Origin of the sequence: Fluviicoccus keumensis (assembly GCF_004217445.1) — a bacterium.
Taxonomy (GTDB): Bacteria; Pseudomonadota; Gammaproteobacteria; order Pseudomonadales; family Moraxellaceae; genus Fluviicoccus; species Fluviicoccus keumensis.
The window spans coordinates 1-25,237 of record NZ_SHKX01000014.1; the positions used below are offsets into that span (position 1 = coordinate 1).

Genomic DNA, 25,237 nt, shown 5'->3' on the forward strand with positions numbered 1-25,237 from the left:
CTGCCGTTCGTTGAGAAGGTGACGTTATCGCCCGACAGCACACCGCTCAGCGAGCCGGAGGTAGTCGCCGACGTCGTGCCGTCGTAGACCTTGTCTTGCGCACTGATCGCCGTCGTCAACGCCAGCTGGTCGATGTTCGCCGTCGTCGTCGTATTCGCCGTCACGGCGTAGTTACCGGCATCCGCACCACCGGTGCTGAAGCCGACGTTCACCGTCTTGCCGACGCCGGCGTTCTTGTCGCTGAAGCTGCCATTGGTCGTGAACGTGACATTGTCACCAGACAGAATGCCGCTCAGCGAACCAGAGGTCGTCGCCACCGTCGTGCCGTCGTAAACCTTGTTTTGAGCACTGATCGTCGTCGTCAGCGCCAACTGGTCAATGTTCGCTGTGGTCGTCGTATTCGCCGTCACCGCGTAATTGCCCGCGTCCGCACCGCCGGTGCTGAAGCCGACATTCACCGTCTTGCCAACCCCGGCATTCTTGTCGCTGAAGCTGCCGTTCGTAGAGAAGGTGACGTTATCGCCGGACAGGATGCCGCTCAGTGAACCAGAGGTGGTCGCAGCGGTTGTGCCGTCATACGTCTTGTTCGCCGCCGTAATCGTCGTGGCCAAGGCCAGTTGGTCGATATTCGCCGTGGTGGTCGTGTTGGCCGTCACCGCATAGTTACCGGCATCCGCACCGCCGGTGCTGAAGCCGACATTCACTGTCTTGCCAACTCCAGCGTTCTTGTCCGAGAAGCTGCCGTTCGTTGAGAAGGTGACGTTATCGCCCGACAGCACACCGCTCAGCGAGCCGGAGGTGGTCGCAGCGGTTGTGCCGTCATACGTCTTGTTCGCCGCTGTAATCGTCGTGGCCAAGGCCAGTTGGTCGATATTCGCCGTCGTCGTCGTATTCGCCGTCACAGCGTAGTTGCCCGCATCCGCACCACCGGTGCTGAAGCCGACATTCACCGTCTTGCCAACTCCGGCATTCTTGTCGCTGAAGCTGCCGTTCGTCGCGAATGTGACGTTGTCACCCGACAAGACTCCGCTCAATGAGCCGGAGGTGGTAGCCGATGTTGTGCCGTCGTAGACCTTATTCTTGGCGCTGATCGTGGTCGTCAACGCCAGTTGGTCGATGTTCGCCGTGGTGGTCGTGTTGGCCGTCACTGCATAGTTACCGGCATCCGCACCGCCGGTGGTGAAACCGACGTTCACCGTCTTGCCGATTCCAGCGTTCTTGTCACTGAAGCTACCGTTCGTCGCGAATGTGACGTTGTCACCCGACAAGACTCCGCTCAATGAGCCGGAGGTGGTAGCCGATGTTGTGCCGTCGTAAACCTTGTTTTGAGTACTGATCGTCGTGGTCAAGGCCAGCTGGTCAATGTTCGCCGTGGTCGTCGTATTCGCCGTCACCGCGTAGTTACCGGCATCCGCACCGCCAGTGCTGAAGCCGACATTCACCGTCTTGCCGATTCCAGCGTTCTTGTCCGAGAAGCTGCCATTGGTCGTGAACGTGACGTTGTCGCCCGACAGGATGCCGCTCAGGCTGCCGCTGGTGGTCGCGGCCGTCGTGCCGTCGTAGACCTTGTCCTGGGCGCTGATCGTCGTGGTCAACGCCAGTTGATCGATGTTCGCCGTGGTGGTCGTATTGGCCGTCACCGCGTAGTTTCCGGCATCCGTACCGCCGGTGCTGAAGCCGACATTCACTGTCTTGCCAACTCCAGCGTTCTTGTCGCTGAAGCTGCCGTTCGTTGAGAAGGTGACGTTGTCACCGGACAGGATGCCGCTCAGCGAACCAGAGGTCGTTGCAGCGGTTGTGCCGTCATACGTCTTGTTCGCCGCCGTAATCGTCGTGGCCAAGGCCAGTTGATCGATGTTCGCCGTGGTCGTCGTATTCGCCGTCACCGCGTAATTGCCCGCGTCCGTGCCGCCGGTGCTGAAGCCGACATTCACCGTCTTGCCGATTCCAGCGTTCTTGTCCGAGAAGCTGCCATTGGTCGTGAACGTGACGTTATCTCCCGATAGGATGCCGCTCAACGAACCAGAGGTCGTTGCCGCCGTCGTGCCGTCGTAGACCTTGTCCTGGGCGCTGATCGTGGTCGTCAGCGCCAGTTGGTCAATGTTCGCTGTCGTTGTGGTGTTCGCCGCTACCACATAGTTTCCGGCATCCGCACCGCCAGTGGTGAAACCGACGTTCACTGTCTTGCCGACGCCAGCATTCTTGTCCGAGAAGCTGCCATTGGTCGTGAACGTAACGTCGTCACCCGACAGGATTCCGTTCAACGAACCCGCGGTGGTTGCCGAGGTCGTGCCATCGTAGACCTTGTCCTGAGCGCTGATTGTCGTGCTCAAGAGCCGTTGAATGATCGCGGCGGTGGTGGTTGTGTTGGCAGTCACTGCATAGTTGCCCGCATCCACGCCGCTAGTGCTGAAGCCGACGCTCACCGTCTTGCCATAACCAGCGCTCTTGTCAGAGAAACTGCCTGTGGTGGAGAAGGTCACATCATCACCGGAAATGATGCCGCTCAGCGAACCGGAGGTGGTCGCCGACGTCGTGCCGTCGTAGACCTTGTCCTGGGCGCTGATCGTGGTTGTCAACGCCAACTGGTCAATATTCGCCGTCGTAATAACCTGCTTTCCAGCCGTAAAACCCTGCGTCGGAATGGCATCTGTCAGCAACGTGGTTCCATCACTCACGAAAGCCGTATAGTTCCCGGCATCCGCACCGCCCAGCGACCAATCCAGGGTGACTGTCTTTCCAATCCCCGCATTCTTGTCAGCAAAACTGCCCGAAGCCGACAACGTCAAATCGTCGCCGCTGATAACCCCGGACAACGTGCCCGAGGCTGTCGCCGCTGTCGTACCGTCATAGGTCTTGTTATCGGCTTTCACAATCCCGGTGATCGCCAGTGGAGAGATATCCGCGGACAAATATTCATCCGGAACCTCATAGTTACCCCCATCCGCGCCAGACAGGGCATAGGTTGTCGCTACGGACTTCGCGGTCGCTGCATTCTTGTCTGCAAAGGTTCCAACCCCCGTCACGGAAACATCATCGCCGGAAATCAGCATGCCAAGCGATCCGGCATGGACCGTCGCCGTGGTGGTGCCGTCATAGACCTTGCTGTCCGCGATGCTGCCAACCACCTCGGTTTTCAGGCGGTTGATGGTGGCGGAAAGAATGTCCGAGTTGATATCAACAACATAGTTCGCCATGTCCGCGCCGCTTAGCGCGTAAGATGCGGTTACCTCCTTGTTCGTCCCGGCGTTTTTATCCGCAAACACCCCGGTAGCCGCCAGGTCAACCACATCTCCCGATATAATCCCGAGGAGACTGCCGGTGACACTGGCTGTCACTGTCCCGTCGTAGGTTTTATCCGCTGCCGAAACACCCGTCACATTCAGGGTCTTCGGATCAATCACCAGTTGGCCGTCCACCACCGAAATATCGAAGCCGCTCTGACCGGAATAGAGACCGCTGACGGAGATCGCATATTTCCCGGCATTACGCGCGCCTTGCGCGGAGCCGTTGTAGGAAACCGAGCCGTACAACAGATCCGGGCTTGGATTGGTGATGGAGTAGCTGACTCCGTTACCACCGCTGTAGGTGACGCCGTCATAGGTTTTGGAAGCATCGTTGGCAGTGACGGTCAGGCTGGTCAGGAAATGGCGCAACAGCGGTGCGGTTTGACCCTCGTAAATCCGCCAGACCGAGCTGCTACCGCCCTGACTGGCAATATCCCAGCCCGCCGACGAGAAGTTCGATGCCTGCATAAGAACGTTCGTGGCGACCCCGTAACCGAACCCGTCGTCCGGGGTCTGCCCCAGATCGTAAAAGCTGGATTGAACGCCGTCACTGTTGTTGGCGCCAATCAATCCGCCAACCGAGCTTCCGCCACTGACCACGTTGGAAGCGTATGTGTTGATCACCGCGCCGGAATTTTTACCGATCAGCCCCCCGACGACCGCGTTACCCGTCACGCTGCCCGTGGCATAACTGTCGCTGATCGTCCCCGTTGCGCTGTTATAGCCCACCAGCCCACCAGCATTGGCTCCGCTGGCGATGCCGGATGTGCCATCGACAGTCCCGGCGAAATAGCTGGTCTGGATAACCCCGTCGTTCTCGCCAACCAGACCGCCAAAGTTGGCGGGAGAACCATAATAAGACGAATTGGAGACCGAGCCGGACGAATAACTGTCCTTGATGGTCCCAACCGAACTGTTATACCCCGCCAGGCCGCCCACATAGCCGGAACCGCGAACATAGCTGGTCGAATAGCTGTCCTGGATAGTGCCGTTATTGAATCCGGCCACGCCTCCGACATAGGAGGCATTGGCGATATCGCCGCCATAGAAATCCAAAAGACTGATCCAGCCGGACGCATGGTTCACGGTGCCGCTATTGCTGCCGATGACGCCGCCGATGGAGGACACGTAAGCTCCCCCGCCGCTATCGATCGTCACCGTCACGTCCCCGACGACATAAGACAGGTCAGATGTCCCCGAGCCCACAACGCCGCCGACACTGCTGACGCTGCCGCCGCCCGAGAGGTTGTCGACACTTACCGCGCCGGCGTTATAGACCTGATTGCCGCCCAACAGGGAGGTCGTGCCGGCATCATTGCCCACTACCCCGCCAACATTGCTGACATAGGTAGAGACCCCTTCCGAGGCCGTGGCTTTGATCGTCACATCACCGCCGAACTGCTCAGACAGCACGCCCCCCAGTGACAGCGTGCCGCCGTTATGACCGATCAGGCCCCCGACTTCGCTGACGCCGGAAGCATCCACGGTCTCGACCAGAACATCCCCGAACGCCAGGCTGTCCTGCACCACAATCCCCGCGCCTCCGGACATGGTGTCATAACTGCCGCTGAAACCGGCCACACCGCCCACGCCATAGACACTGCTGGCGCTGCCCACCACATGAACCAGGCCTGTCGCCGTGCTGTTGGTGATTTCCTGCTCATTCCAGCCGGCGATGCCGCCGATATTGCTCGCCGACGATTGGCTAGTGTTAACGGTTACCGCGCCGCTGGACAAGGCATTATCAATGAACCCCGTATTGTCACCGGTTATCCCGCCCACATTCTGGATAAGCCCGCCGGTCACATCGAGCGTCGAGCGGTTAACCCCGAATGAAATCTTGCCCTGATTTTCACCGGCAACCCCGCCGACACGGCCGATATCCCCGGAAGCACTGCTGTTGCTGACCGTTACCGCCCCACCGCTATAGGTGGTCTTGGCATCGGCAAAGGTCATTTCCGCACTGTTCAGACCCACCAGACCGCCAATGTCGGACAGCGAGGCCTTGTTCAGGTTGCGGCCGTTTGACGCCGATACGGAAACCGCTCCGCCCGTGACATCCGTCGCCGGCAGCCCGGCCTCATTGATGATATTGGAGTTGGAGCCGGCCAGCCCGCCGATCGCCGTGGCGCTGCCGCCATCCGCCAGATCAACCTTCACCATGCCGGTAGCGGTGCTGTAGGCCACTTGGCCGTCATTGCGGCCGACCAGACCGCCGACATTACTGAAAGCGGTGAGGGCGGCGGGACCGGAAGCCGTGACATTCGCCGAAGAGGCGCTGCCCGCGATAATGCCGGTATTCACCCCGACCAGACCGCCGATATCGCTCAGGTTGGTAATGGTGTCGGTGCTGGTCGAACCGATTTGGCCATCCACATTGACGTTATGAATATCGCCGCGGTTTTCCGCAGCCAGCGCCCCCACCACCGACAGGCCGTTGATGGTGACTTTGGACAGGTTAAGGTTCTGGATGGTGCCGCTGGAGACGCCGAACAGGCCGACATGGCTGCTGCCGACCCGGTTGATGTTCAAGGCGGAAACCGTATTGCCCAAACCTTCGAAGATCCCCCCGAAGGCCTGGTCGGTATTGCCGATGGGATTGAAGCCCGTGCCGGAATTCCAGTCACGGGTAACGCTGGCGTCAATATTGTTGCCCAAGGCGTAATTTCCGCCGCTGGCACTGACCGTCTGCAGCGTGTCGATATCGTGGATCAGGGTATACGCTTTGCCGCCGACACTGAACGAGGCATTAAGCCCCGGCAGGTACACATTGACGCCGCTCGCCAGAAAATAGGCTCCGCCCGCACCGGGGTTGAGATTGAGCGCCGCGGTATCGCCGGAGGTTGTCAGGCTGGCATTGATATTGATGTTGCGCTCGGCATTCAGCGTCAGTGCGGTTCCCGCCGTCCAACTGACCGCATCATTGACGAAAATGTCGCCGTTGCCTGCATTCTTGCCATCCACGCTCTGGATGATCACATCCGTCTGATCCAGCGCCTTGCCCAGGGTGACGCCGTCAATATCGCCGCCCGTTCCCACCACATAATCCTGCGGGTCAATCAACCAGCGACCGGTTTTGCCGTTGGCGGCGTGGGTCGTCACCTGCGCCGATGCCGTCACCTTGACCTGCGCCGCCGAGGTCTCGATAAAGCCGCCGTTGCCGCCATCCGGGGCGGAGGCGTCCAGCACGCCGCTAACGTTGACCGTGCCGGTGCTTTCATCACCCAGCAACACGATCTCGCCGTTGCGGTTTTCCAGCGTACGGGCCTCAATGACGCCATCATGATTGATGACCGCCTTCGACAGCGCATCCGCGCCTTCCGCCGTCAGCAATACTTGGCCGCCGTTCGCGCGGATCAACCCGTGGTTCTCGACCAGGGCATCGACCACGCCCTTATCCACCGTCAGCCCGGCCAACGAGCCGTTATCCAGCTGCAACGTCACCGTCTGTCCGGCCGCCAGATTGACCGCGCCGCCATCCGCGACCAGCTCACCGCTGTTACTGACCTCCGCGCCCAGCAGGGCCACATAACCGCCCTGAGATGCCGTGATCTTGCCCGCATTGCTGACCGAGGCCGCAGAGGCGCCGTCAAAACGGAAATTGCCGCTCAGGAAGTCGGTGTTGGACATGCCCAGCGTCGAAGCGACCAGCCCACCCACGGACACCTGCGCGCCTTGGGCAAACAGCACCCCGTTCGGGTTCAGGATGAAGACCTGACCGTTGGCGTCGAGATTGCCGAGAATCCGGGTGGGATCCTGGCCCAGCACCCGGTTCAATGCGATGGAGGAGGCCCCCGGCTGGACAAAATGAACGCTTTCCTGGCTGCCGATGCCGAAGCCCTGCCAGTCAATGGCCATATGCTGGCTTTGCTGGGTGATGGTCATCTGCGCACCGGACTGGCTGATTGCCCCGCTGCCCGCCGAGACCTCCCCACCGGTAGGCAGCGCCCAGGCCGAGGCGGCTGCCGTCAGCAGACCGGCTGTCAACGTGATGACGCGACCGCTCTTGCCGCGACGACGCGCGGTTTCGGCAACAGGAATCCAGAGATTTCGGGCGGCGTCCCAAACCAGACGGTAGGCGCGATTGAGGCTGGCATGACGGCTCATGGACTAACTCCCTGTTCTGGCGCCGGGCAGGATGGCGATGGGGTTCCTTTTCCCGGAGCGGCATTTTTGAATTGCGTGCACCCGCAGCCGTCCTGATCCGCACAGGACGCTACAGATATATCTGGATGATTGTAATGGAGCCTTGCCGATTCCGGTACCGGATTCAGACGGTTTGCGGTGAAACGACAGGAAGGGGCGGAAGATACCAAATATGAAAACGCCGGAGGGCTTTTGCCCTCCGGCGTCGGGGAATTGGTGGACCGAAAGGGGATCGAACCCTCGACCTCCGCATTGCGAACGCGGCGCTCTCCCAGCTGAGCTATCGGCCCGTGGAATCAGGTGATTCCGGAGGGCTGATTTTAGCCAAAAAAAGGGGCTTGCCAAGCCCCTTGTCCGGAATTACTTGCTGTGATGCTCGAACACGCCCATCCAGTCTTCCGGAAGGACGGCGTTGCGCAGTTGCGGAATCCGCTCCAGGTACATCTTGTACAGCACCCGGTCCGGGTCGCCCTTGTGCAGTTCACGCAAGACCTGCTCGGCTTCATCCCACTCCCGGCTATAGTAATGATCCAGGGCGGTATTGTAGGCCTTCACCCGGTTGATCCGGCTTTCACTGGCATCCTCCAGGCGGCAAACCGGCTCGTACACACAAACCGGCTCACGCTTGCCCTTCACCACGATCTTGTCGACCAAACGGTACAGGTACATCGGCGTCAAGTCATAGGTGCCCTCGCCCACCAGCACTTTCACTCCGTAGAACTTGGTCAGCCCTTCCAGCCGAGACCCCAGATTCACCGAATCGCCGATCACCGTGTAGGTGCGTCGGTATTCCGAGCCCATGTCGCCCACGTTCATGAAGCCGGTATTGACCCCGATGCCGATATGGATTTCCGGCAGGTTGCGCGCCGCAAACTGCGGGATCAGCTCGTCCGCCATGCGCTGCATCGCCATGGCGGCGTCGACGGCATGTTCAGCATGGTTTTCATCAAACAGCGGCGCATTCCAGAAGGCCATCACCATGTCGCCGACGTATTTGTCGATGGTGCCGTTGTTGTCAAAAATGACGCGGGTAATCGGGGTAAAGAAATCGTTCAGCATCTGCTTCAGGCGGTTCGCCTTCAGGCCTTCCGAAATGGTGGTGAAACTGCGGATATCCGAGAACAGCACCGTCATGTGCCGCGACTCGCCTTCCATGTTCACCATCTGGCTGTCCATCAGGATCTGTTCCACGTGCGCCGGCGGCACATACTGGCCGAACAGCGTCTTCATTTCCCGTTTCTGGGTATTGGCGCGCATGAAACCGTAACTGATGTTGAAGATGGCGATCACCAGCGTCGACATCACCAGGATCGACAGCGGCAGGTCATAATGCGCCGACTTCCAGAACGCCAGGTTGACCAGCGTCAGCACCGCCAGCCAGCCTGCGGACACCACCAGCATGTAGCCCGGCTCCAGACGCGGCAGAATCAGCACGAAAACCAGCCCGACCGTCAGCAGCAGGGTAAAGGTCATGCCCGGCTCCCAGTCCGGACGATAGAACGAATAGTTTGCGCCCGCCGTGCTTTGCAGGATGGCGTCAAGCAGGTTCGCGTGCACCTCCACGCCGGGATATCCGGTTTCCAGGGGCGTGGTGCGCAAGTCGGTCAGACCAAGCGCGGAGGTCCCCACCAGGACAATCGCCCCCTTGAGCTCGGGCATGGGCGCGCTGGCGTGCAGCACCTTGGCGGCGGACACGTAGGGGTAACTGAAGCCCTTGCCCTTGTACGGGATCAGCGCCAGACCGGACTCATCGGTGTAAACGACGCTTTTGCCGACCGACAGGGATTCGATGCGCAATTGTCCGCCCGTAGAGATTGTCTGCATGCGGATGAACGGTGATTTGGTGTATTGGCGCGCCATTTCCAGCGCCAGCGAACTGTAGAGGCCGTTTTCGTAACGCAGCACCAGCGGCGAGCGGCGCATGATGCCGTCAGCATCCGGCAGCGTACTGATGAAACCGGCGCCCGAGGCCGAGGAAGCGAACAGGGGCAGCATGCCGGTATAGTCCTTCATGCGGACAACCGTAAGGCGATCACCCTCCTTGCCGTCCACCGGAAAGAAAGGTGCGGGCAGCACCCCGGAATGAATACCTTCGTTATGCAGGAAATAACCCACGACAGTGCGGTCCTTCATCACTGCGGCGAAAGCCTTATCACCATCCAAGGTATCTTCCAGCGACTTCAGCTCCGACGCCGCGCCGGGCGTCAGGCGCCCGGATTCCAGCAGGCGGGTGGCCGGATTGATCTCCGGCTCGGAGAAAACCACGTCGAAGCCGATGAGGGCGACCCCTTGGGCATGCAAGGCCGACACCAGGTCGCCGATCCGGGCGCGCGGCCAGGGCCAGCGGCCTTCACTTTTCAGGCTGGCTTCATCGATATCCACAATAACGATCGGCGGTCCCTTGGGCCGCTGCGGCGTCAGCAGGTGGAAGCGCCAGTCATAAACCATCGTGTCCATGCGCTGGAAAGCCCGCTCGGCCAGACTACCGGGGCGATTGAGCACCACCAGTTCGCTCACGACGAACAGCCCCAATATGACCAGGCCCATCCATACCGGGAAAATCCTGAGTTGTTGTTTTATCCAGTTCATCATGTCGCCAGCCCCCTGCTTTTAAGCCAATAGTATCCTGCCGGGTAATTATCGCCTAGCGTCTGCATTTGGCCTGCTGAATATGGTAGCCTGTGAGCCAAATAATGACCGGTTTCCCCAACGAAGATTTCCGGGCCGCCCGACGTCCGGGTCTCAGGAAATCACCGCTTGATCATTAAAAGGACGGAATCCTTCAGGCATGTCTTGGCAACTCACTTTCTGGGCGACCCTCTCGCTTGGATTCAGCATGGCCCTGTGCCTGTGGCCCTGGTTTCCACGCCGGATACCGACCGGTTTGCGCTTGCGCGCCACCGGCATGCCCTTGTCCATGGTTGTGGTCATCGGCGTCAGCCTGCTTTTCCGCGACTCCCCCTCGGCTACACTCTCTTTTATCTCGCTGCTGCCGCTGCTGGCAGCCGCGGAACTGCTCAGCTTCCGCTGTCAGCCGCTGGTCAGCGAGAACAATCGCGCCTGGCAAACCGGCATTACCGTCCTGCTGACCCTGACTGTGGCCACCCTTTTCCTGGACGTACGCCGCGCTTATCTGCTGGCGGCGCTGCTGCATGTTTCCGGCTTCTTCCTCCTGACCGCCTGGCTGCACGCCAAGGGCGCCTTGAAGCGAATCAACGCCCGGTTCTACGTCCTGGGCCTTTTCCTGGTGATGATATCCGCGCTGGCCATCCTTTCCGGAAACCGCTCGGACTGGGGACTGGTGTTTTTTTCCGGACTGGCGCTGGGTTGCCTCTCGGCGCTGACCATTCTTTGGGCCATCGAGATGGAGGACTTCCGCGAGCTGTTGCCGGCGATGTCGGGCAACAGCCCGGACAACGGCAGCGAATCCTCCGAACAGCAACAGCTGTTCATGTCCATCAGTCACGACATGCGCACCCCGCTCAGCGGCATCCTGGGCATGACCGAACTGCTGCTGGAAACGCCGCTGACGCCGGTGCAACGGGAATACGCCCAGACAGTGCAATCCTCGGGTAACGCCCTGTTGCATGTACTGAACGACCGGCTGGAGGTCGCCAACCAGTCGCTGCAGTCCCCGACCATTCTGGAAGAGGTCTTCGATCTCTCCGAGCTTCTCAGTTACTGCCTGGATCTGTTCAAGACCCACGCCGATGAAAAGCAGCTTGAACTGATCGGCTACCTGGACACCGCCCTGCCCCGCCAGGTCATGGGCGACGTGGTGCACCTGCGCCAGATCCTCTCCCGCCTTATCCACAACGCCCTGCGCTTCACCGATATCGGGGAAGTGGTGGTCAGCATCAAGAGCGCCATCCTCAACGGCGACCTAGGCCTGCAGTTCAGCGTGCAGGACACGGGCATGGGGATGGACGAGGAACATCAGGCCGGCCTGTTCGAGCCCGGCAACGCCATCCGCACCAGCAATGTCTGGCATATCGGACCGGACCTGGCCACCTGCCGCCAGCTGATCGCCGCCATGGGCGGTGAACTGACCGTGGAAAGCAAGCCGCATCAGGGCACTCTCCTTGGTTTCACCTTGCCGCTGAAGTCCGCTTCCGGCGCCGGGTCCGAAACCACGACCGAGTTCATCGCCACCTTCTCCGGTAAACGGCTGCTGGTGGTGGATGACAACCGCACTGTCAGCCGCGTGCTGGCCGAACAGGCCACGCAATGGGGCATGCGCGTCAATACCGCCGAAAGCGGCACCGAAGCGCTGGCCGTGGCGCGCAACGCCGCCAATCTGGGCCAACCGTTCGACGTCATCATCATGGATTACCAGATGCCCGGCATGAGCGGGCTGCAACTGGGCGCGCGCCTCAAGGAAGACCCGCTGATTACCAACGACGTCATACTGATCATGCTGACCGGGCTGCGGCACAACAACATCCACACGCTGGCGCGCAACGCCGGCATCCATCGGGTCATCAGCAAGCCCGTCACCAGCCGGCAGTTGCGGCAGGTGATCAGCCAGGAACTGCGGCGCATGGACGGCATCCAGCAGCCCGAGTCCAACGGCGACGTAGCCATGCGTCTGGGGCGCCTGAAGGTCCTGATCGCGGAAGACAACCAGCTCAGCCAGAAGGTCATCCGCGGCATGATGCAGAAGCTGGGCGTGGACAGCACCCTGGTCAGCAACGGCCGCGAGGCGGTGCAGGCCGTGATGCGCGACCACTACGATCTGGTGCTGATGGATTGCGACATGCCCTATGTGGACGGCTATGCCGCCACGCAGGAAATCCGTAACTGGGAACGGCAGCAACAACGCAAGCCGTTGCCGATCCTGGCGCTGACCGCGCATATCCTGGAAGAACAGAAACAGAAGGCCTTCCGGGCGGGGATGAACGAACACCTGAGCAAGCCGATCGAACTGTGCGACTTGCAGAACGCCCTGATCCGCTGGTCGAAGGACTGAGGATCAGGCGTTGGCGCGGAAGCCGCCGCTCTCCGGCAGGTTCTCGGGCAACAAGGTTTTCAATTCCACCGACGATGAGCTCAACACGGCCACCTGCTCGGCATTGCGCCGCCGGTACAAGGTGAAATCCCCCCGCGCAAACGGCGTCATCTTCAGCACCGACCGGCCGCCTTTGGGGTGATCGGCATGCCAGGCCTGCCAGGGCGTCATGCGCGGGTTGCTGCCGTCAATCTCCACATTCAGGCCGAATTCCGGCCCCAAGAATGAAATTCGCCAGCGATAGTTGTCGAGCGCCTCCAGATGATGCCGGAAACAGCCGGCCAGTTCATTGAAGGCATAGCGGCGACCGCGCACTTTCAGCACGGCCATTCCCAGGTAAGGACTGCTCAGGCGTCCGAGCGTCAGCTTGGTGCTGAAACCGTAGAAATACGCCCCGGCATCCTCACTGAACGCCGCGCATTGGGCGGAGGCGAATTCATGCGGATAGCCTTCACCCCAGTAATGCAGGTTCGCACCGGCAAAAACGCCTTCCATGCGCATATCACCCACCTGCAAGACACCCTGGAATTCCAGCGCGCAGTCCCGAATCAATACCTTGTGACGCGGCCAGCTCCAGCGATACAGCTTTTCCCCCGGCAACGGCAGCAACAATTCATCCCGACGCTGCAGCTCCAGCTTCCAGTGCCCGCCGCCGCTTTCGCCGTAGAGTTTCCCCCGCAAGTTCTGCCGCCCCACCTCAAAAAATGCGCCGGAACCGAAACTGAAGCCCAACCCCTCCCAGCCGCCTCCGCGCTGCAACTGTTTCAGGTGCAAGGCCGTCATTTCCTCGCGCTCCACCACGCAGGCCGTGCGGTTCAGCTTGCGGTCAAAGCACATCAACGCAACTTCCATCACCCCCGGATTGCGCCAGCGCGGCATGGTGCAGGCATGGCGCACCAGAAAGGCATAGCGGCCATCGGCGCTGACGCCGTTAAACTCGAATACCTCATACAGGCCGCGCCTTGACGAAGGCGCATGCAGTTCCGCAGGCAGGATCATAAAACACCCAAAACAGATGACGGGGGGCAACCCCGATGGTTACAGGCCGAATTGTGCTTCAAAACGCAGGATGACGGAGGGGGTGGTTTCCCAGTGGGTTTCCTCCCGGCGCGTCAGGTGCGGCTCCAGCTCGACAAACAGCCAGGGCCGCCAGATGGATTCGCGATACAGGAAGAAAATGCTCTTGCCCAGCAAATGCCATTCCGGCTGCTGCGCTCCCTCGAACATCACGCCATAGGAAACACTGCGCTGATGGCCCAGGTTGTGCAGAATCACCCAGTCCTGCCCCCAGCGCAAGCCCACGGGGTCCGGCTCAAGCTCCCAGTAATACAGGCTGTTGCTCAACAGGAACGCCGTCTTGCTGTCCAACGCCCGCTCGGCATCCAGCTGGGTAATGCTGCGTCCACGATCCTTGACGCCATATTTGAGGGTTTCGGTGAAATGCAGGACCGAATCCTCGCCCAGATGCCACAGGCGCTGCGCGCGCACCCGGGTAAAAATGTCCGGGGTGGAACGCAGGCCGACATCAAAGGTGTATTTAACCTGACCGAAATATTCCGGAAACCAGCGGATGGCGGCGCTGGTGCTGGCGGGAACGGGCGGCACGGTATTGATATCCTGCCCTCGGTGCAACACATCCTCGTCGTCCCCCACCACCAGCTTCAAGCGGCGTTTGGCATTCGGCAGGATCGCCGAGGCGCGGATGGAGTTGCCGGCATCCAGGCCGCCGCCCTCTTCCCAGCGCTCCGACACAATGATACGCAGCCTGACCTTGGCATCCTCCGGACCGTACCAGGTGCCGAACAGCCCATCCAGCCATTGCGCAGTCGTCGCCGTGCCGGTGGATATCCGGCAATGCTGTTCATCCAGCCAGCCCAGGAAACGGCCTTCGGCATCGCGCTGCAAACAGTCCCGCACCGGAATGCTGATGGCGTTGATGCCCTGATCCGGCACCGGAGCGGCTGACGGATCCATCCCGGCGGCCCCTGTGGCGGACTCCGCCGCTGACGCCGGAGCTATCGCGCTTTCCGACGGAGCAGCCACCAGTGGCTCTGGAGCGACCTCCTCCGCCTGGGCCAGACCGGCTGACAGCCACCCGCACAATGCCAGCCACCGGCAAAGACCGGGCCACCCCGCGACAACACTCACACGCATCCCCTGAAAACTCCGGCCGCCAGCATAACGGCGATCGGCACTGCCCAACAAGCCAGCCGGCCACATCCCCAAAAAAAAGCCCCCAGAAATTGGGGGCTTTTTTCAGTCAAGCACGTATCAGGCAAAGTAATCCATGTCGAACTGCATCACGCTGTCCGCACCGGCCTTGATGCTGGCCAGACGGCTGGTCAGTTCGGGCAGCTGACGGGTGACGAAGAACTTGGCCAGCTTCAGCTTGTCGCTGTAGAAGGCTTCGTTCTTGCCGGCAGCGGCCTTGGCCAGCTTGGCCCACATGTAGGCAAAGCTCAGCAGACCGAAGGCGTGCATGTAGTCGACCGCGGCGGCGTTGATTTCGTCCGGATTGATCCGGGCCTGCTCAACCACCCACTTCGTGGCGGCTTCGATTTCATCGGCGGCCTGGGCCAGCGCCACGCGCATGAAGTCGAGGGAAGCGTCACCGGCCAACGTGGCGTTGAAGGCGCGGATTTCCGCCAGGTAGGAAGCGACGAAGACGCCGTCGTTCTTGGCCACCTTGCGGCCCATCAGGTCGTGCGCCTGCACGCCGTTGGTGCCTTCGTAGATTTGCGAGATACGGGTATCGCGCACCCACTGCTCCAGACCCCATTCGCGGATGAAGCCGTGGCCGCCCAGCACCTGCTGACCTTCGATGCAGTTTTCCAGACCCTTGTCGGTCAGGTAGGCCTTCACCACCGGCGTCAGCAGCGCGACGCGGTCGGCAGCGGCCTTGCGCACGGCGGGATCTTCACTGTACTTGTTCAGGTCCAGCTGCTGCGCGGCATAGATGGCGAAGGCGCGACCGGCTTCATTGTTGGCGCGGATCTTCAGCAGCATGCGGCGGACATCCGGATGGACCAGGATGCTGTCGGCGTTCTTTTCCGGCATCTTCACGCCGGTGGCGGAACGGCCCTGCAGGCGGTCACGGGCATAGGCGGCGGCATTCTGGTAGGCGGCTTCGGAAGCGCCCAGACCTTGAATACCCATCGACAGGCGCTCGTAGTTCATCATCACGAACATGGCGGCCAGGCCTTCATTGACCTTGCCGACCAGGTAGCCCTTGGCAGCGTCGAAGTTCATGACGCAGGTGGCGGAACCCTTGATGCCCATCTTGTGCTCGATGGAACCGGCGGCCACGGGGTTGCGCGCGCCCAGCGAGCCGTCTTCGTTGACCAGGAACTTCGGCACCAGGAACAGCGAGATGCCCCGCGAACCGGCCGGAGCGTCGGGCAGCTTAGCCAGCACTAGGTGCACGTGGTTTTCGCACAGGTCGTGCTCGCCGCCGGTAATGAAGATCTTGGTGCCGGAAATCAGGTAGGAACCGTCAGCCTGCGGCTCGGCCTTGGTGCGGATGATGCCCAGGTCGGTGCCGGAATGCGGTTCGGTCAGGCACATGGTGCCCGCCCATTCGCCGGAATACATCTTCGGCAGGTAACGGTTGTTCAGCTCTTCCCCGGCGTGTTCCTTCATGGCCATGCCGGCGCCGATGGTCAGCAGCGGGTACAGGGTGAAGGACGGGTTGGTGGCGAACAGCATTTCATCGGTCAGCACGGTGACCATCTTCGGCATGGCCTGACCGCCGAACTCTTCGTCCGCGCCCAAACCGATCCAGCCACCTTCGGCGTATTGCTTGAAGGCTTCCTTGAAGCCCTTCGGGGTGGTAACGACGCCGTTGTTGAAGGTGCAGCCCTCTTCGTCGCCGGAACGGTTGATCGGCAGCAGCACGTTTTCGCTGAACTTGGCCATTTCTTCGAGAATGGCGCTGACGGTGTCCAGATCGACATGGCTCATGGCGGGGTTGGACTGCCAGAATTCATTGGCGTTGAAAACTTCGTCCAGCACGAAACGCATGTCGCGGAGGGGGGCTTTGTACAGGGGCATGATGGTTCCTCTAGTTACTTCGGCCGTAGGTCGGGTTTCAGCCCGACACCGGCCTTCGTCAAGGGGCATGTCGGGCTGAAGCCCGACCTACAGAAATTCTTTCAGAAAAAAGCCCGCTTATGACGGCGGGCTCTTCTCGATCCGGCAATTATCGCACGAATCAGAACGCGAAGGCTTCCGGAGCCATGTTCAGCGACTCCAGACCGGCGTCGATGATTTCGACATGAGCCTTGGTGCGCGGCAGGATCTTCTTGAAGTAGAACTGCGCGGTCTGCACCTTGGCCTTGTAGAAGGCGGCGTCGCCTTCACCGGCGGCCAGCTTGTCCTGGGCGACCTTGGCCATCCAGGCCCACAGGTAGGCCATGGTGACGTAGCCGGAGTACATCATGTAGTCGACAGCGGCGGCGCCGGCTTCGTCCGGGTTGCTCATCGCCTTCATGCCGATACGCATGGTGATGTCGCCCCATTCCTTGTTCAGCGCGGCCAGCGGACGCACGAACTCGCCCATCTGCGCGTCACCTTCGTTGGCGGCGCAGAACTTGTGCACGACCTTGGTGAAGTTGCGCAGCAGCGCGCCCTGGGTTTGCAGGACCTTGCGGCCCAGCAGGTCCAGCGCCTGGATCTGGGTGGTGCCTTCGTACAGCAGGGCGATACGGGTATCGCGGACGATCTGTTCCATGCCCCATTCGCGGATGAAGCCATGACCGCCGTAAACCTGCACGCCGTGGTTGGCGGCTTCGTAACCGACTTCGGTCAGGAAGGCCTTGGCGATCGGCGTCAGCATCGACATCATGTCATCAGCGGTTTTCTTCTCTTCCGCCGATTCCGAGCCTTCCAGCACGTCGGTGAAGGTGGACAGCCAGTAGACCATCAGGCGGCCGCCTTCAGCGAAGGCCTTCTGGGTCAGCAGCAGCTGGCGCACGGCCGGATGGACGATGATCGGGTCGGCTTCCTTCTCGGGAGCCTTCGGGCCGGTCAGCGAACGCATCGCCAGACGATCCTTGGCGTAGGTCAGCGCGCCCTGGAAGGAACCTTCGGCGGCACAGACGCCTTGCAGCGCGGTGCCGACGCGGGCGGTGTTCATGAAGGTGAACATGCAGTTCAGGCCCTTGTTGGGGGGGCCGATCAGGAAGCCGGTGGCGCCGTCAAAGTTCATCACGCAAGTGGCGGAAGCCTTGATGCCCATCTTGTGTTCGATGGAGCCGCACTTGACGCCGTTGCGCTCGCCGGAACCCGGCATGAACTTCGGAACCAGGAACAGGGAAATGCCCTTGGTGCCCTTCGGGGCGTCCGGCAGGCGGGCCAGCACGACGTGGACGATGTTCTCGGCCATGTCATGCTCACCGGCGGAGATGAAGATCTTGGTGCCGGAAATCTTGTAGGAACCGTCAGCCTGCGGTTCGGCCTTGGTGCGGATGATGCCCAAGTCGGAACCGGCGTGCGATTCAGTCAGGCACATGGTGCCGGTCCACTCGCCCGACACCAGCTTGGTCAGGTAGGTTTCCTTCTGTTCCGGGGTGCCGTGGGCGGCGATGGTGTTGATCGCGCCGTGCGACAGGCCGGGGTACATGGACCAAGACCAGTTGGCGGTGCCGGTCATTTCGCTCATGGCGATGCCCAGCGAAGGCGGCAGACCCTGACCGCCTTGTTCCACCGGCGCGGCCAGCGAACCCAGGCCCAGCTCGACGAACTTGGCGTAGGCTTCCTTGAAGCCCTTCGGCGTGGTGACGACGCCATCATCAAAACCGCAACCTTCTTCGTCGCCGGAGCGGTTGATCGGGGACAGTTCGTTCTCGGCGAACTGGGCGCCGGTTTCAAGAACGCTGTTGACCAGGTCACGGTCCACTTCGGCAAAGTGAGGAAGGGACTTGTAGTGGTTTTCCACGTTCAGGACTTCGTGCATGACGAATTGCATGTCACGGAGGGGAGCCTTATATTGTGCCATGGTGATGACCTCTCTGGTGCTTGGGTCGCCTCCCTGACCGGGAAGCGGCTAACGAATCGTCTACGGACGGAAAAGCGGTGACGTAGTGTAGAAATTGCTCGGTGCTCAACCTAGCAAATTTCATGACCGCACGGTCACGCCTTGTCCCTGCCGCGTTTACGTCCTTATTCTTGCCTGCAATCAGGACTGCGCGCGCCTGAACAATTCCTGTTTTGTCCAAGACAAATGCCGTTCAAATGCAAAACTCCATCGACAGTCCGCCGTGACGCTTTGTGGTAAAGTCCGGCGAATTTTCCGGAGAACCCGTCATGAAGATGAAAGCTGTTATTGCCCTGACCGTATCCGTCGGCCTGCTGAGCGCCTGCCAGATGATGAACACCGCCCCCGCTGCCGGTGGCGCGCCGCGCCCGGCCTTCAAGGACACGGTGGCGGGCATGGCCACCGTCAGCTCGCTGCTGGTGGTGCTGGAACTGCAACGCCAGAAGACCCAGGACACCCTGAAGCAGCAACGCACTTCTGACAGCATCGCCAAGTACCAGGCGCGCCTGACCGCGCTGGACGCCATCAAGGGCAACATGGTCAGCTACTCTTCCGGCACGCTGTCGCTGGGCGACCGTATCTCGCTGGTCAACGCCAGCAGCGATCTGGCCAAGAGCAAGCTGCCGGAACACACCGACATCATCAATATGCTCAGCACGCTGGGCCAGGTGCTGATGACCACCCAGGCGCAGATGAAGGCCGGTCAGTAACGCCCGTCTGAATTCCCCTCGGATTTCCATCCCGGCGCAAGCTGGCACAGGACTTGCCTCATCTCAGGCAGCACGGCCCCCAGGCCGACCGTCCACTCCGGAACCGAGGGTAATCTTTCATGTCGCCGACATCCGTTTTCCCGCGACACCCCATGACCGCACTGGTCCTGACTGCCGGCGGCGCGCGCGGCGCCTATCAGGCCGGCGTCCTCAAGCGCATCAGTGAACTGCCCGCGCTGGCGGACCGCCCCGCTCCGTTTCCGATCATTACGGGGGCATCGGCGGGCGCGATCAATGGCGCGGCCGTCGCCGCCCATCATGACAACTTCCGCCATGCCGCCCAATTGTTGGTCAAATTGTGGTCCAACCTGAAGGCGCCGGATGTCTATCGCACTGATTCAGCGTCGCTGGCGCAAAACGCCGGACGGCTGGCGATGGATTTTACGCTGGGCGGTCTGATCGGCGCCGGACGGGTGCAGTCGCTGGTAGACTCGACACCGTTGTTCGGCTTCCTCGGCAAGCATTTGCAACTGGAAGGGATCCGACGGTCGGTGCGCGACGGCGGACTTTACGCCTTTGCCGTCACCGCCACCGGTTATCACTCCGGTCGCGCCTTCACCTTCATCGAGGGCAAGGACGGCCATCCCTTGTGGAACAAGAGCCGCCGCGTCGCCCTGCGCGCCGAACTGACCCTGCCGCATATCCTCGCTTCGGCGGCAATCCCGATCGTCTTTCCGCCGGTGGAACTGCCGCTGGGCGGGTCCACCGCCTATTTTGGCGACGGTGCGATGCGGCTGATCACGCCGCTCAGTCCGGCCATCCGTCTGGGCGCGGAACGCTTGCTGGCGATCGGCGTGCGCTGCCAGGAGTCGGCGGACAGCCTGCTGCGCTCGGAACTCTCGGCCGGCGAGGACTTTGTCAGCGAGCTGAAACGCCCGCCGCTGTCGCAAATTTGCGGCACGCTGATGAACGCGATTTTCCTCGATCACCTTGATGCCGACCTGGATCATCTCAAGCGGATGAACGCCTTCGTTGCCGCCTACCAGAAACTGGCCGCCTCGGTGCCGGTCATGCCCTCGGAACCGGACCACGAGCCGATGCGTACCGTCAGTCCGCTGGTGATCTCCCCGTCCGCCGATATCGCCATCATCGCCAAGACGCTGGAGCACCGAATGCCGCGCAGCGTGCGCTACCTGATGGACGGGTTGGGCACGCCCGACGCGCAAAGCGCCGACCTGACCAGCTTCCTGCTGTTCGACTCGGCCTTCACCCGCGAACTGGTGCAACTGGGCTATCGCGACGCCGCCCAGCGCATTGATGAAATCGAGGCCTTCCTGCGCGACCCCGCCCCGGTACGCGTGACGGAGACGCAGGTCGCCTGACCACCGCCCGGAGCCGGACTCCGGGCTTCCCCGCGCCATTCCTACCACTTGCCGCAGGCGATCATGCCCGCCCCATGGCATACCGCGACAAATCCGGTATAAATTCGCCCGCTTTTACCCCCCGCTGCCGGATATGATCGGCGGATGGGAAATTCAGGAGCGGCAGCAAACGTGGAAGTCTATCTGGTCGGCGGCGCGGTACGTGACGCCTTGCTGGGACGCCCGGTGACGGAACGGGACTGGGTGGTGGTCGGCGCCACCCCGGAAACGCTGCTGTCACAAGGTTACAAGCCGGTGGGACAGGACTTCCCCGTCTTCCTGCACCCCGACACCGCCGAGGAATACGCCCTCGCCCGCACCGAGCGCAAGTCCGGACACGGCTACCACGGCTTCATCTGCGACGCCACGCCCGCCATTACCCTGGAAGAAGACCTGCTGCGCCGCGACCTGACCATAAACGCCATGGCGCAACGGCCTGACGGGTCCATCGTCGATCCCTATGGCGGTCTGGCCGACCTGGAAAACCGGGTATTGCGCCATGTCTCGGCGGCCTTCGGCGAAGATCCGCTGCGGGTGTTGCGCGTCGCCCGTTTCGCCGCCCGCTATGCGCCGCTGGGCTTTACCATCGCGCCGGAAACCCTGGCGCTGATGCAGCAAATGACCCGCGACGGCGAAATCAGCCACCTGACTCCGGAACGCGTCTGGCAGGAAACCCGCAAGGCGCTGGCCGAGGACACCCCCGCCGTCTACTTTGAAGCGTTGCGCGCCTGCGGCGCGCTGGCCGTACTGTTCCCGGAACTGAACGCCCTGTTCGGCGTGCCGCAACGCGCCGAATTCCACCCGGAAATCGATACCGGCCGGCATGTGATGATGTGTCTGGAACAGGCGGTGCGCCTCGGCGCGAATCCGCGCACCCGTTTCGCGGTGCTGCTGCACGACCTCGGCAAGGGCATCACCCCGCCCGACATGCTGCCCCGCCATATCGGCCACGAACATCACGGCGTGCCGCTGGTGCAGGCGCTGTGCCACCGTTACAAGGTGCCGAAGGATTACCAGCAACTGGCGGAAATCGTCTGCAAGCATCATCTGGAGGCGCATCGCGCTGTGCAGTTGCAAGGCCGCACCTTGTGGCTGAAACTGCGTGACCTGGATGCCTTGCGCCGCCCGGAGCGCTTTGCCGAATTCCTGCAGGCCTGTGAAGCGGACGCGCGCGGACGCCTCGGCTTCGAAGACCGCGACTATCCTCAGCGCGCCTATTTCACGCAGGCGCTGGCGGTGGCCGCTGCCGTCGGCCCGCAAGACCTGCCGCACCGGGAAACCCTGCACGGCAAGGCGCTGGGCGATGCCCTGGAGCAGGCCCGCATCCATGCCCTCAACCGTTTTCGCCAGGAACACCATGAAAACAGCACCCGACTCTGTGAGGACTGAACCCCGGCTGGCGCTGATTACCGGCAGCGCCCGGCGCGTCGGCGCGGTCATCGCCGAAACCCTGCACGATCGCGGCTGGACGGTGTTCATCCACTACCGCCAGAGTGAAACCGATGCTGCCGCCCTCGCCGCCCGGCTGAACGCCCGGCGGCCGGACAGCGCCCGCATCCTGCAAGCCGACCTCAACCAGCCCGCCGCGCCGCAGCAATTGGCCGAGCGCGTGCTGGCGCTGACCGGCGGCCGTCTGGATGCGCTCATCAACAACGCCTCCAGCTTCTATCCCACCCCGGCGGGTAGCGCCACGCTGGAACAGTGGGACGACCTGTTCGCCAGCAATGCGCGGGCGCCCTTCTTCCTCAGTCAGACGCTGACCCCGGCGCTGGCAGCTTGCCAGGGCAGCATCGTCAACATTGTCGACATCCACGCCAGCCGCCCGTTCCGCGACTACCCGGTGTATTGCATGGCCAAGGCCGCGCTGGCGATGATGACCCGCGCCCTAGCCAAGGACCTGGCGCCGCGCGTCCGCGTCAACGGCGTGGCGCCGGGGGCGATCCTGTGGCCGGAGGAGCACAGCGAATCGGTGATTGATCCGGCCGTGCAGGCGAAAATCCTCTCCGGCGTGCCGCTGGGACGTCTGGGCGCACCCGCGGATATCGCCCGCACGGTGGCCTTCCTGGTGGAAGACGCGCCGTACATCACCGGCCAGATCATCGCTGTCGATGGCGGCCGCAGCCAGACCCTGGGTGAAGAATAAAACGCTGTAAAAAAGTTCCCGGCAAATCCCTTATAAGGTCTATGGCCTTTCGGGCGGCAGGCCTATACTCGGAAGATAACAACGCTTATAAATCCGGAGTCCGCCCATGTTTGAGTCCGCAGAAATCGGCCACAAGATTGACAAGGCCGTCTACAAGAGTGAAGAGCCCGCCCTGCGCGAAGCCTTGCTCGATGCCCAGTTCGAGATGAAGGAACGCGGGGAATTCCCGGTAGTGATCCTGATCAACGGCGTCGACGGCGCTGGCAAGGGCGAAACCGTCAACCTGCTCAACGAATGGATGGATCCCCGGCTGATTTCCACCCACGCCTTCGGTGTTCCGTCCGACGAGGAAAGTGAACGGCCGCGCATGTGGCGTTACTGGCGGGCCTTGCCGCCCAAGGGACACATCGGCATCCTGTTCGGTTCCTGGTACACCGAGCCGATCGTGCGGCGCGTCAGCGGCGAGATCAAGGCCTCGCAACTGGACCAGCAGATCGAGGACATTGTCCATTTCGAGAAGATGCTGGCGCACGAAGGCGTGATCGTGCTGAAGTTCTGGTTCCACCTGTCGAAGAACAAACAGGAAAAACGGCTGAAGCAGCTGGAAAAGGACCCGAAAACACGGTGGCGCGTGAGTGACCAGGACTGGGAAAACTTCAAGCACTACGACCGCTTCCGGGAAATTTCCGAGCACGTACTGCTGGAAACCAGTACCGGCGAAGCGCCGTGGATTGTAGTCGAGGGCGAAGACTCCTATTACCGCAGCCTGACCGTCGGCAAACAGATCCTCACCGACATCCGCGCCCGGCTGGACCGTGACAAGCCGTCCGTAACCCCGCCCGATGTCGCGCCGCTACTGCCGCCGATCGACAACCTGCAAATCCTCGACACGCTGAAACTGGACCAGGAGTTGTCCAAGGGCGATTACGAGGAACAGCTGGAGGCGCTGCAAGGCCGCCTCAACCTGCTGACCCGGCATCCGGACTTCTGCAAGCACAGCGTCATCGCCGTCTTCGAGGGCAATGACGCCGCCGGCAAGGGCGGCAGCATCCGCCGCATCACTGCCGCCGTCGACGCCCGGCATTACAGCATCATTCCCGTCGCCGCCCCCACCGAGGAAGAACGCGCCCAACCCTACCTGTGGCGTTTCTGGCGGCATGTGCCGCGCAAGGGCCGCATCACCATTTTCGATCGCTCGTGGTACGGCCGGGTGCTGGTGGAGCGGGTGGAAGGTTTCTGCTCGGAAGCGGACTGGATGCGCGCCTACAGTGAAATCAATGACTTCGAGGAGCAGCTCAGCGAGAACGGCGTCATCATGGTGAAGTTCTGGCTGGCTATCAGCAGCGAGGAACAACTGAAGCGTTTCAAGGAACGCGAACAGGTCGGCTTCAAGCGCTTCAAGATCACCGACGAGGACTGGCGCAACCGCGACAAATGGGGACAGTACGTGCACGCTGTCAGCGACATGGTTGACCGCACCAGCACCGCCGTTTCCCCGTGGACGCTGGTCGAGGCCAACAACAAGTACTTCGCCCGCATCAAGATCATGAAAACCCTGTGCGACGCCATCGAGGCCCGGCTGGGCAAGGACCGGGAAAAAGAGAAGGACAAGAAAAAGTAATCACCACAAGGGGGGCATGCCCGCGCCCCTGCCCCCTTCAGGCTTTCAGCCTTTCCCGGAAGAAGGCCAGCACCGTATCCAGCGCCTGACGGGTCGGATGCCCCTCACGGTCGACCAGATGCCGTGTCAGCACCGAGTGGGCGCTGAGCGGCAGCCCGTGCGGATTGAAGGGCTCGGAGTTGATCTCGATCCCCTGAAAGCCTTCGCCCAGCTCTTCGTGCAAACGCTCGAACTTGGCCTTCGGGCACATCATGTCGTGGGTGAAACGCAGCCCCAGCACCTTCAGATCTTCCTGCTGCACCCGGATCTTCACCGTTTCCAGTTCGGCGGGAGAAACATGCAGCCCGGCGCGCGCCTCGGCGGTCGCTCCGATCGGCAGTGACGGCTGGCTCAGCACCGGCGCCAGCACGCACGGTTCCACCGCCAGCGCCAGCGCGAAATTGCCGGTGAAGCACATGCCCAGCGCCCCGACTCCCGGTCCGCCGCAACGCTCATGGGCATGGCGGCACAGGCTGCGCAGCATGTCGGCGATGGGACCGGAACTGTTGGCCTCGAACGCGGCAAACTCGCGGCGGATGCAGGCGCGGGCAATCTGGGTAGCCGCGTAGGTGGCGCTGAACGGCTTGCCGGGCGTACCGAACAGGCTGGGCATGAACACGGTAAACCCGGCCTCCGCCACCTTTTTGGCAAACTCCGCGACCTCCGGGTAGATGCCGGGCACTTCGTGCATGATCACCACCGCCGGACCGGCGCCCTTGACGTAGAGCGGCCATTCCTGCCCCAGATAATTGAAACTTTCTTCCTCAAAACCCGGCAACGCCATCTTGGTATCCCCCTGCCAAACCTGCACTAGATTACCGCGAAAAC

13 protein-coding genes and 1 tRNA gene are annotated in these 25,237 nt (G+C 61.7%); 6 read left to right on the forward strand and 8 right to left on the reverse strand.

Features of this window, described 5'->3' with window-relative positions:
* From EV700_RS13325 to EV700_RS13335, 3 genes are all read right to left on the reverse strand, one after another.
* A partial coding sequence (locus EV700_RS13325; RefSeq protein ID WP_130414625.1) for a YDG domain-containing protein occupies positions 1–7,394 on the reverse strand: 7,394 nt, incomplete at its 3' end.
* Positions 7,395–7,647: 253 nt separating this feature from the next.
* Positions 7,648–7,723, reverse strand: a tRNA-Ala gene (locus EV700_RS13330).
* A gap of 70 nt (positions 7,724–7,793) precedes the next feature.
* The gene (locus EV700_RS13335) at positions 7,794–10,025 is read right to left on the reverse strand and encodes a CHASE2 domain-containing protein (RefSeq protein WP_130414627.1); all 2,232 of its coding nucleotides are present in this window, start codon (positions 10,023–10,025) and stop codon (positions 7,794–7,796) included.
* A 196-nt stretch (positions 10,026–10,221) separates the two neighbouring features.
* Between EV700_RS13335 and EV700_RS13340 the strand changes: the two genes are divergently transcribed.
* On the forward strand, positions 10,222–12,402 hold the full coding sequence (locus EV700_RS13340) for a response regulator (RefSeq protein ID WP_130414629.1): 2,181 nt from the start codon (positions 10,222–10,224) through the stop codon (positions 12,400–12,402).
* 3 nt (positions 12,403–12,405) lie between these two features.
* On the opposite strand, the gene EV700_RS13345 is transcribed toward EV700_RS13340, so the two are convergent.
* From EV700_RS13345 to EV700_RS13360, 4 genes are all read right to left on the reverse strand, one after another.
* Positions 12,406–13,440 carry a hypothetical protein gene (locus tag EV700_RS13345; RefSeq protein WP_130414631.1) on the reverse strand — a complete coding sequence of 345 codons (1,035 nt, stop codon included), beginning with the start codon at positions 13,438–13,440 and terminating at the stop codon, positions 12,406–12,408.
* A gap of 39 nt (positions 13,441–13,479) precedes the next feature.
* Entirely contained in the window at positions 13,480–14,595 is a 1,116-nt protein-coding gene (locus EV700_RS13350; protein WP_130414633.1) for a hypothetical protein, read from the reverse strand.
* A 117-nt stretch (positions 14,596–14,712) separates the two neighbouring features.
* Positions 14,713–16,491 carry an acyl-CoA dehydrogenase C-terminal domain-containing protein gene (locus EV700_RS13355; RefSeq protein ID WP_130414635.1) on the reverse strand — a complete coding sequence of 593 codons (1,779 nt, stop codon included), beginning with the start codon at positions 16,489–16,491 and terminating at the stop codon, positions 14,713–14,715.
* A 160-nt stretch (positions 16,492–16,651) separates the two neighbouring features.
* The gene (locus EV700_RS13360; RefSeq protein WP_130414637.1) at positions 16,652–18,436 is read right to left on the reverse strand and encodes an acyl-CoA dehydrogenase C-terminal domain-containing protein; all 1,785 of its coding nucleotides are present in this window, start codon (positions 18,434–18,436) and stop codon (positions 16,652–16,654) included.
* A gap of 308 nt (positions 18,437–18,744) precedes the next feature.
* Between EV700_RS13360 and EV700_RS13365 the strand changes: the two genes are divergently transcribed.
* The 5 genes from EV700_RS13365 to pap all read left to right on the forward strand — a co-directional run bounded on the left by EV700_RS13365 (position 18,745) and on the right by pap (position 24,370).
* Complete coding sequence (locus EV700_RS13365) at positions 18,745–19,185, forward strand: hypothetical protein (RefSeq protein ID WP_130414639.1); 441 nt, start codon at positions 18,745–18,747, stop codon at positions 19,183–19,185.
* Between the two features lie 152 nt (positions 19,186–19,337).
* The gene (locus tag EV700_RS13370) at positions 19,338–20,567 is read left to right on the forward strand and encodes a patatin-like phospholipase family protein (RefSeq protein WP_207224684.1); all 1,230 of its coding nucleotides are present in this window, start codon (positions 19,338–19,340) and stop codon (positions 20,565–20,567) included.
* Between the two features lie 171 nt (positions 20,568–20,738).
* Positions 20,739–21,995, forward strand: a complete 1,257-nt coding sequence (locus EV700_RS13375) for a multifunctional CCA addition/repair protein (protein ID WP_130414643.1) — start codon at positions 20,739–20,741, stop codon at positions 21,993–21,995.
* Positions 21,964–22,749 carry a pteridine reductase gene (locus EV700_RS13380; protein WP_130414645.1) on the forward strand — a complete coding sequence of 262 codons (786 nt, stop codon included), beginning with the start codon at positions 21,964–21,966 and terminating at the stop codon, positions 22,747–22,749. Before EV700_RS13375 ends, EV700_RS13380 begins: the two co-directional genes overlap by 32 nt.
* A gap of 106 nt (positions 22,750–22,855) precedes the next feature.
* On the forward strand, positions 22,856–24,370 hold the full coding sequence (gene pap / locus EV700_RS13385; RefSeq protein WP_130414647.1) for a polyphosphate:AMP phosphotransferase: 1,515 nt from the start codon (positions 22,856–22,858) through the stop codon (positions 24,368–24,370).
* A 37-nt stretch (positions 24,371–24,407) separates the two neighbouring features.
* On the opposite strand, the gene EV700_RS13390 is transcribed toward pap, so the two are convergent.
* On the reverse strand, positions 24,408–25,193 hold the full coding sequence (locus EV700_RS13390; protein WP_130414649.1) for a dienelactone hydrolase family protein: 786 nt from the start codon (positions 25,191–25,193) through the stop codon (positions 24,408–24,410).
* Between the last annotated feature and the right edge of the window lie 44 nt (positions 25,194–25,237).

Bases quoted from the DNA above. Each gene is read 5' to 3' on its own strand.
- EV700_RS13335 (WP_130414627.1), bottom strand. From the start codon at position 10,025: ATGATGAACTGGATAAAACAACAACTCAGGATTTTCCCGGTATGGATG.
- EV700_RS13340 (WP_130414629.1), top strand. From the start codon at position 10,222: ATGTCTTGGCAACTCACTTTCTGGGCGACCCTCTCGCTTGGATTCAGC.
- EV700_RS13345 (WP_130414631.1), bottom strand. From the start codon at position 13,440: ATGATCCTGCCTGCGGAACTGCATGCGCCTTCGTCAAGGCGCGGCCTG.
- EV700_RS13350 (WP_130414633.1), bottom strand. From the start codon at position 14,595: ATGCGTGTGAGTGTTGTCGCGGGGTGGCCCGGTCTTTGCCGGTGGCTG.
- EV700_RS13355 (WP_130414635.1), bottom strand. From the start codon at position 16,491: ATGCCCCTGTACAAAGCCCCCCTCCGCGACATGCGTTTCGTGCTGGAC.
- EV700_RS13360 (WP_130414637.1), bottom strand. From the start codon at position 18,436: ATGGCACAATATAAGGCTCCCCTCCGTGACATGCAATTCGTCATGCAC.
- EV700_RS13365 (WP_130414639.1), top strand. From the start codon at position 18,745: ATGAAGATGAAAGCTGTTATTGCCCTGACCGTATCCGTCGGCCTGCTG.
- EV700_RS13370 (WP_207224684.1), top strand. From the start codon at position 19,338: ATGACCGCACTGGTCCTGACTGCCGGCGGCGCGCGCGGCGCCTATCAG.
- EV700_RS13380 (WP_130414645.1), top strand. From the start codon at position 21,964: ATGAAAACAGCACCCGACTCTGTGAGGACTGAACCCCGGCTGGCGCTG.
- pap (WP_130414647.1), top strand. From the start codon at position 22,856: ATGTTTGAGTCCGCAGAAATCGGCCACAAGATTGACAAGGCCGTCTAC.
- EV700_RS13390 (WP_130414649.1), bottom strand. From the start codon at position 25,193: ATGGCGTTGCCGGGTTTTGAGGAAGAAAGTTTCAATTATCTGGGGCAG.